The organism is Aggregatilinea sp. (assembly GCF_036822615.1).
Taxonomy (GTDB): domain Bacteria; phylum Chloroflexota; class Anaerolineae; order Aggregatilineales; family Aggregatilineaceae; genus Aggregatilinea.
The window spans coordinates 1-6,224 of the sequence record NZ_DAISHJ010000186.1 but is presented as its reverse complement, the minus strand read 5'-3'; the positions used below and the strand labels follow the sequence as shown (position 1 = coordinate 6,224).

At 63.9% G+C, this 6,224-nt stretch carries 8 protein-coding genes and 1 pseudogene; 2 read left to right on the top strand and 7 right to left on the bottom strand.

The genetic code is table 11. The features are described from left to right. The 7 genes and pseudogenes from V7116_RS25030 to V7116_RS25000 form a co-directional block, all read right to left on the bottom strand. Positions 1–317: pseudogene (locus V7116_RS25030) on the bottom strand (hypothetical protein); the annotation flags it as partial. After that, a complete protein-coding gene (locus V7116_RS25025; protein ID WP_324394729.1) occupies positions 307–753 on the bottom strand; it encodes a hypothetical protein in 447 nt (148 codons plus the stop codon). The gene V7116_RS25025 and the pseudogene V7116_RS25030, both read right to left, overlap by 11 nt. A gap of 199 nt (positions 754–952) precedes the next feature. Continuing rightward, complete coding sequence (locus V7116_RS25020; RefSeq protein ID WP_324394728.1) at positions 953–1,117, bottom strand: YqaE/Pmp3 family membrane protein; 165 nt, start codon at positions 1,115–1,117, stop codon at positions 953–955. Positions 1,118–1,186: 69 nt separating this feature from the next. After that, complete coding sequence (locus tag V7116_RS25015; RefSeq protein ID WP_324394727.1) at positions 1,187–1,597, bottom strand: hypothetical protein; 411 nt, start codon at positions 1,595–1,597, stop codon at positions 1,187–1,189. A gap of 57 nt (positions 1,598–1,654) precedes the next feature. Next, positions 1,655–2,788 carry a lipid II:glycine glycyltransferase FemX gene (locus tag V7116_RS25010; protein ID WP_324394726.1) on the bottom strand — a complete coding sequence of 378 codons (1,134 nt, stop codon included), beginning with the start codon at positions 2,786–2,788 and terminating at the stop codon, positions 1,655–1,657. A 6-nt stretch (positions 2,789–2,794) separates the two neighbouring features. Then, positions 2,795–3,298 carry a GNAT family N-acetyltransferase gene (locus V7116_RS25005; RefSeq protein ID WP_324394725.1) on the bottom strand — a complete coding sequence of 168 codons (504 nt, stop codon included), beginning with the start codon at positions 3,296–3,298 and terminating at the stop codon, positions 2,795–2,797. Positions 3,299–3,609: 311 nt separating this feature from the next. Next, positions 3,610–4,641: a lipid II:glycine glycyltransferase FemX gene (locus V7116_RS25000; RefSeq protein ID WP_324394724.1), complete on the bottom strand. Its 1,032-nt coding sequence runs from the start codon at positions 4,639–4,641 to the stop codon at positions 3,610–3,612. A 484-nt stretch (positions 4,642–5,125) separates the two neighbouring features. Between V7116_RS25000 and ndhC the strand changes: the two genes are divergently transcribed. Both ndhC and V7116_RS24990 read left to right on the top strand, forming a co-directional pair. Continuing rightward, complete coding sequence (ndhC, locus tag V7116_RS24995) at positions 5,126–5,470, top strand: NADH-quinone oxidoreductase subunit A (RefSeq protein WP_324394723.1); 345 nt, start codon at positions 5,126–5,128, stop codon at positions 5,468–5,470. 75 nt (positions 5,471–5,545) lie between these two features. Next, a partial coding sequence (locus V7116_RS24990) for a complex I subunit 1/NuoH family protein (protein ID WP_324394722.1) occupies positions 5,546–6,224 on the top strand: 679 nt, incomplete at its 3' end.

Genomic DNA, 6,224 nt, shown 5'->3' with positions numbered 1-6,224 from the left:
GCCAGCCGCCCACGCGCGGCGAAGGGGGGGCGCGCGCGCTGCATCAGGGCGCGCTGAAGCTGCCGCCCGGTCAGGGGGCTCACGAACTGCAAGAAGTAGAGGCCGTCCGGGTCGTGATCATCGACCAGCAGATCGCCCAGCCCGTGCAGCGTCAGGCCGCCGTGTGGGATGATCTCGCGGGCGGGCGAATAGGGCCGCCGCACCCACAGCGCCGCCTGCTCGACGTAACACGCCGCGTCCACCGGGTAAAACGACTCGCCGTGCGTATAACGGATAACCGGCTCGTACTGGCGCAGCAGGGTCAGATCATCGCTCATCGGGCGCCTGCCTCATGGCTGCGGGATGCGGCTGCTTGCGAAAGACGATTTGCACGTCGCGCTGGTTGAGGTAAAAGACGATGGCGAGGCTGGTGAACATCTCGACGTAGGAGGCGTGCCCCCGCGTGTAGTGGTACAACTGCACGGCGAGGTAGATGCCTTGCAGCCCCATCGTCAGGAACCATGCGCGCGGCTGCAGCGTCCACATGCCCCACGCCATCACGATGCCCAGCATCGTCAGCGGCAGGGTGATCGCCTCGGAGATGGTGAGATCCTCGGTGACCTCGTGCCACTGGCCCGCTTCGATGTCGCCGCGCTGCTCGTGGTAGAAGTCGGTCAGCTCGCCCACGCCGCGCACGACGGCAAACGCGCCGTTGATCAGCAGCAGCAGAGCGATGATGGTGACGCCAAAGGGGCGCTTATGCTTGCGTGTCACAGCAGCTCACTCGCGGTATGTCATCCCCACGCACTGTTCACCATTATAACGATTTCGGGGGTGGAGGTGAAAACGTCTCACCCGGAACGGGTAGAGCGCCGGGCGCGGGGAACCAAAAACCGCCGCCGGACGGATCGCGCCCGGCAGCGGTTGGTGGCGTCGTGTGGGGAGGCGCTGCGCCTCCGGTAAGGTGGTGCGGTTAGCGGGAGTTCGCCGCCATGAAATTCAGCACCAGCGCGGCGATCGCGCCGGGAACCCATCCGGCCAGGGTCAGCAGGAAGACGATGATCACCGTCCCACAGCCGCGATCGAGCACGGCCAGAGGCGGGAAGATGATGCATAACAGCGCACGTAGACAGCCCATAGATCCCTCACTCCATCGATCTCCGCGCGGGCAGAGATTCAAGCGAACACCTATGGATATTTACGCGATCTAGGGTATTTGAGTTGCGGATGGCGAAGCGACCTGGCGCGCGACCAGCAGGGCACGCGCTTCTTCGACGCTGGAGGCAAAGAGGTAGCGGTCGCGGCGCTGCCGGTAGATGGTGCAGAACAACCCGATGATGGCGCGCACGTGAGCGCTTGAGCCGACGAAAATCGCGGTGGTAAGCTGCTCCTGAGCAAGCTGCCGGGCCTGCCACATGTGGCTGATGGCGCTGCCTGTGACGGGAAGCGGCCCGCTGCACGTCATATCGCAAATGGCTGAGACGGGATACGGTACAGCTTCCATGCGGCGCGCGGTAGCGGCCAGTTCATGCTCGAACTCGTCCCACGTCCATATGCCAACGAAGTTCCAGCGTAAAATTGTCTGGGCGTCGTCGTCCCATGACACAGTAATACTCATAGCATGCCCGCTCCAGTGCTTGAGTAAGGTGTTATTATTTCCCCGGCTCACCTAAGTTTAGTCGGAGTTAATGGGTGTGTCAACCTGTTCACTCTGGCGGGATGCGCGCCGCATGAGGCCCAGCACACGCGGCATGACATGCTCGTAAAGTGTGTAAAGTAAGGGGTTGGGCACGTAGTCCCATGCGCCGATGTGCCGCACGACCGTGCCGCCGAATCCATCTTTAAAACGGTAGACGCCCCACATCGAATCGCTGTCGTCAAACTCGTCTGGCGCCCCCCAAAAATCGTACGTGGCGTATCCGTGCGCCTTCGCCCAGCGGACCGCTTCCCACTGCAGCAGGTAGGTGGGCATGCGGCTGCGCTCGACGTTGCTGCTCATGCCGTAGAAGTACCACGCCTTCGGGCCGAAGTGGAACATCACCAGCCCGGCCAGCGGTTGATTTTCCCATTCGGCCAGGAACGCCTGCGCAAGCCCCGCCTCGATGAAGCGCGCCCACGCCTCGCGGTAATAGTCGAGCGGGCGGATCAAAAAGCCCTGGCGCGCGCCGGTCACGGTGTAGAGGTCGTACAGCGTGCGCAGATCGGCGGGATCGTTGGCGCTGCGGACCGTAACGTCTTTCTTCGGCCCGGTGCGGACCTTACGCCGCGTGGACTGGTTCATGCCCGCCAGCAGATCGTCCTCGCTCTGCGCGAGGTCGAGCGTGATCGTGTTGCGGAACTGCACCTGCGACGCGCTGAAACGCCAGCCCCGCGCGCGCAGCGCTGCCAGTACGCGCTGCCCGACCGGATCGTCCTGGGCGGGATGGCGCTCGGCTTCTTCCCCTGTGCCGGGGATGCCGGTTCCGGCGATCACGTCGGGATCGATCTTCAGCCACACGGCGCGGCGCTGGCGGGCCAGCCGTTCGAGGTGGGCCAGTACGTCCGTGACGAGACCGGGATCGTCGTAGGCCAGAGCGGGGCCTTTTGGCACGTACATCACGCGCAGCGGCCCCGCGCGCCGGGTGAGGATCGACGCGGCGGCGACCGTGCGGCCCGTGTCGTCGGTGAAGGCGAGGCGCTCCGGCAGCCAGCCGGTTTCGTGCTGTTTGAACGCGCCCCATTCCCACGTTTGCAGGATGTGAGCGGCGGGCAGGCTGCGCAGCGCGGCGTTCCACGCGGCGGGATCGGTGATCGAAGTGGCGTGCAGCATAGGCAGTTATACCGTTTGGATGAAGTAGACGCCGCCCAGAGTTCGCCCGTGCTCGGTGGTCGTGAGAGCGGGGTGAACGGCGTAACCGAGCGCGATCATGGTCGCGTAGTTGACGGGCGTTTCGAACGGTGTCCACGAGCGGATCTGGTAGCAGCCGAGGGCTTTCGTCAGCGCGATGGCCGCCGTTTGCAGCGCGCGCCCGTGTCCCTGGCGGCGATATTCTACGTCCACGGCGAAGGTGTTGATGAACGTCTCGCGCAGCGGCAGACCGTCCGCGCCGGGAATGGTGGTCTGCGCGTCGTCGCGCCCCGGAACGGGCACGCGCATGTCCTGCACGCGCAGTGTGATGTGCCCGGCGACCGAGTCTTCCACGATGGCGCCCAGGCAGATGATGTCCGGCTTGGCGCAGCCGTCCATATCGACCACCCAGCGCGCCATGTCCACGCGATCCAGGTGCGTGAGGTAGCTGTCCCACAGGGGATGATCGGCTGAAAAGCGCTCGACGGGCATAGGGTGTGTGCTCCTTCTCGGACCGGGTGAGCGTCGATTGATGCGAAACGCTCAAAGTGTATGCCCGGTGCTGATAACCGTAGGGGTAGGGCTTGCCCTACCCGATTTTTCTCTTTTAAGTTCGAAATCGTAGAAAAGCAGGGCGGGTTTTAAACCCGCCCCTACAAAACCCCGTTGGGCGTGGCCTGTCTCCCCGCTCCAATCGGATTGGAGCGGGGCTGGGGGTGAGGTTTCTACGAGAACCGGACTCACTTGGTAAACCGCATCACTGCTGGCCGCTTTTGCCTTAACTAGCGACTGAAAACTACCGACTAACTACTTTCTCTGCGCCGCAGGGCGAGCTTATACGCGGCATAGATCAGCGGGTTGTACACGCGATCCCACGCGCCGACGCTGCGGATCACCTCGCCGCCCCAGCCGCGCTTGAAGCGGTACACGCCCCAGAGGCCGTCGCTGCGCGTCTCGAACTGCGCTTCGAGCTGCTCCGGCTCCGCATCCGGCACGCCGACCATATCATAGTGGGCCGCGCCTTTCGATCTGGCCCACTGGATGCCCGCCCACTGCACGCCGTAGGAGGCCATGCGCTGCCGCTCGCGGTCGCTGGACGCGCCGTACAGATACCACGCCCACTCGCCCAGCGCGAAGACCATCACGCCCGCCAGATCCTGCCCGGCGTGGCTTGCCAGGAACAGCGCCGCCTGTCCGCGCGGCACGAACAGATCATAGGCGCAGGCGTAATACTCCGGCGCGTGCACGCCGAATTCGTCGCGCGCCCCGGTTTCGTGCATCAGCGCGTTGAAATTCGCCACGTCGTCGCGCGTGCCCTCGCGGATCTCGACCTCATATTTGGCGCTCTTGCGGATGTTGCGGCGCGTGCCCTGGTTCATGCGCGCGAGGATCGCGTCCTCGCTGCCGGAAATGTCGATCATATAGGTGCGCGGCGGCTGGACCGTCTGCGGGCTGGGGCGGAAGCCGCTGTGTGCGAGATCAGCTTCCAGGTAGTATCCTGGCTCGATCTTCAAAAACGCCGCGCCGTGCTGTTTGGCGGCGGTATCGACAGCGCTCAGCAGGGCGGCGACCTGCGCCGCATCGTCCCAGTTCACCAGCGGGCCATAGGGCGAATAGGCCAGCGTGCCGAGGTGGAAGGGCAGCCGCCGCAGCAGAAGCTGCGCGCCCGCCGCGATGCGCCCGGCGTCGTCTTGCAGGGCGACGCGCAGCGGCTCCCAGCCGAATGCGGCCTTGAGATCGCCCCAGGCGCTGGTTTGCAGCAGGTGGGCGCGTGGGTGCCCCGCGACGAACTGATCCCACTCGGCGGGAGCGGGCGTAACCGGACGGAAAGCCATACGGACCCCTGACGATGCGTGCGGATAGCGACGGCCCATTATAGCGCGTGCGGCGCGGGGTGGTAGACGGGGTGGGCCGTTTAAACCGCGACCTCACCCCCTTCTCCTCTCTCCAACCCAGGTTGGAGAGAGGAGAAGGGGCCGGGGGATGAGAGGTGAGGTGAATGTGCGACTTCGATCCACGCGTCAGCCGCCTTCCTTCGCGCCGCTGTCAAGCGTCCGAGCGCGGCGACCGGGCAAGAGGGGCCATTCATCACCAATTGCTGTGCCAATTGACCCCCGTAAGGAGGGCTTCGCCTGGATACTTTCAATCTGTTTTGAAAAGTGTGAAGGGGCTGTGCTAGAATAAGACGCGTTGTTCCTCATTTCCGCATCGCGTCGGCGCGTTGCTCACCTTGGGGGCGATTGCTATACTAAACGTCGCCCTGTTGCTTTGCGCAGACGTGCGGCAGCCGCATTGGGGATAAGCTATGAACTTGAATGAATGGATTTTTGTTGGCCTTTTTTGGCAATCGCCTGGACACTGCCCGCCATCCCTATAGTCCTTGGTAAATACCTGGCCCCGCAGCGCCCGACTCCCGCCAAGAACGCGACCTACGAATGCGGCGTTGAGACCATGGGCAACACCTGGATCCAGTTCCGCGCGCAGTATTACATCTTCGCGCTGGTCTTCGTGCTGTTCGACGTCGAGGTAGTGTTCTTATTCCCCTGGGCGCTTGCGTTCGGCCAGTTAGGACTATTCGCCGTCTTCGAGATGGCGGTCTTCATTCTGCTGTTGGTCGCCGCGCTGGTCTACACCTGGCGCAAAGGCGCGCTTGAGTGGGTCTAGCGAAAACGGTCGGTCAGACGGTGCAGGTCTACCGACCGTCTTTTCGTGTGCCCCAAGTCTCCCGGAGATGACGGCATGACAGATGTCCTGTTAGATATTGGTTTCTCACACGGCCTCGCGGTGTTGATCGCCAAGCTGGTCGGCGTGGTGATCGTCGCGTCGTTCGGCCTGGTGTGGACGCTGTTCGGCATCTGGTTGGAGCGCAAGATCGCCGGGCGGTTCCAGGACCGGCTCGGCCCCAACCGCGTTGGCCCGTTCGGTGTGCTGCAATCCTTCCCCGACGCGGTGAAGATCCTGCTCAAAGAAGACATCATCCCGACCGGCGCGGACAAGTGGGTGTTCAACATCGCCCCGGTGCTGTCGGTGTTTTCGGTGATGCTGGCCTGGGTCGTCGTGCCGTTCGCCTTCGGCTGGACGGGCAGCGACCTGGAAATCGGCGTGCTGTACCTCGTCGCGGTCGGCTCGCTGGGCGAAATCGCGGTGCTGATGGCCGGATGGAGCAGCAACAACAAGTTCGCACTGCTCGGCGCGTTTCGCGGTGTGGCGCAGCTGGTCAGCTACGAAGTCCCGATGGTGCTGGCCCTGCTGGTCCCGGTGCTGCTCAGCGGCTCGATGAGCCTGCAAGGCATCGTGCAGCACCAGCACATCATGTACCTGCTCGCCGTGCCGATGACCTTCTTGATCTTCTTCATCTCCAGCATGGCGGAGATGGGCCGCGCGCCCTTCGACCTGCTCGAAGCCGAGTCGGAGCTGG

Excerpts from the sequence above, each read along its gene's own strand:
- V7116_RS25010 (WP_324394726.1), bottom strand. The coding sequence starts at position 2,788 with ATGCTGCACGCCACTTCGATCACCGATCCCGCCGCGTGGAACGCCGCG.
- V7116_RS25020 (WP_324394728.1), bottom strand. The coding sequence starts at position 1,117 with ATGGGCTGTCTACGTGCGCTGTTATGCATCATCTTCCCGCCTCTGGCC.
- ndhC (WP_324394723.1), top strand. The coding sequence starts at position 5,126 with ATGGATTTTTGTTGGCCTTTTTTGGCAATCGCCTGGACACTGCCCGCC.
- V7116_RS25015 (WP_324394727.1), bottom strand. The coding sequence starts at position 1,597 with ATGAGTATTACTGTGTCATGGGACGACGACGCCCAGACAATTTTACGC.
- V7116_RS25005 (WP_324394725.1), bottom strand. The coding sequence starts at position 3,298 with ATGCCCGTCGAGCGCTTTTCAGCCGATCATCCCCTGTGGGACAGCTAC.
- V7116_RS25000 (WP_324394724.1), bottom strand. The coding sequence starts at position 4,641 with ATGGCTTTCCGTCCGGTTACGCCCGCTCCCGCCGAGTGGGATCAGTTC.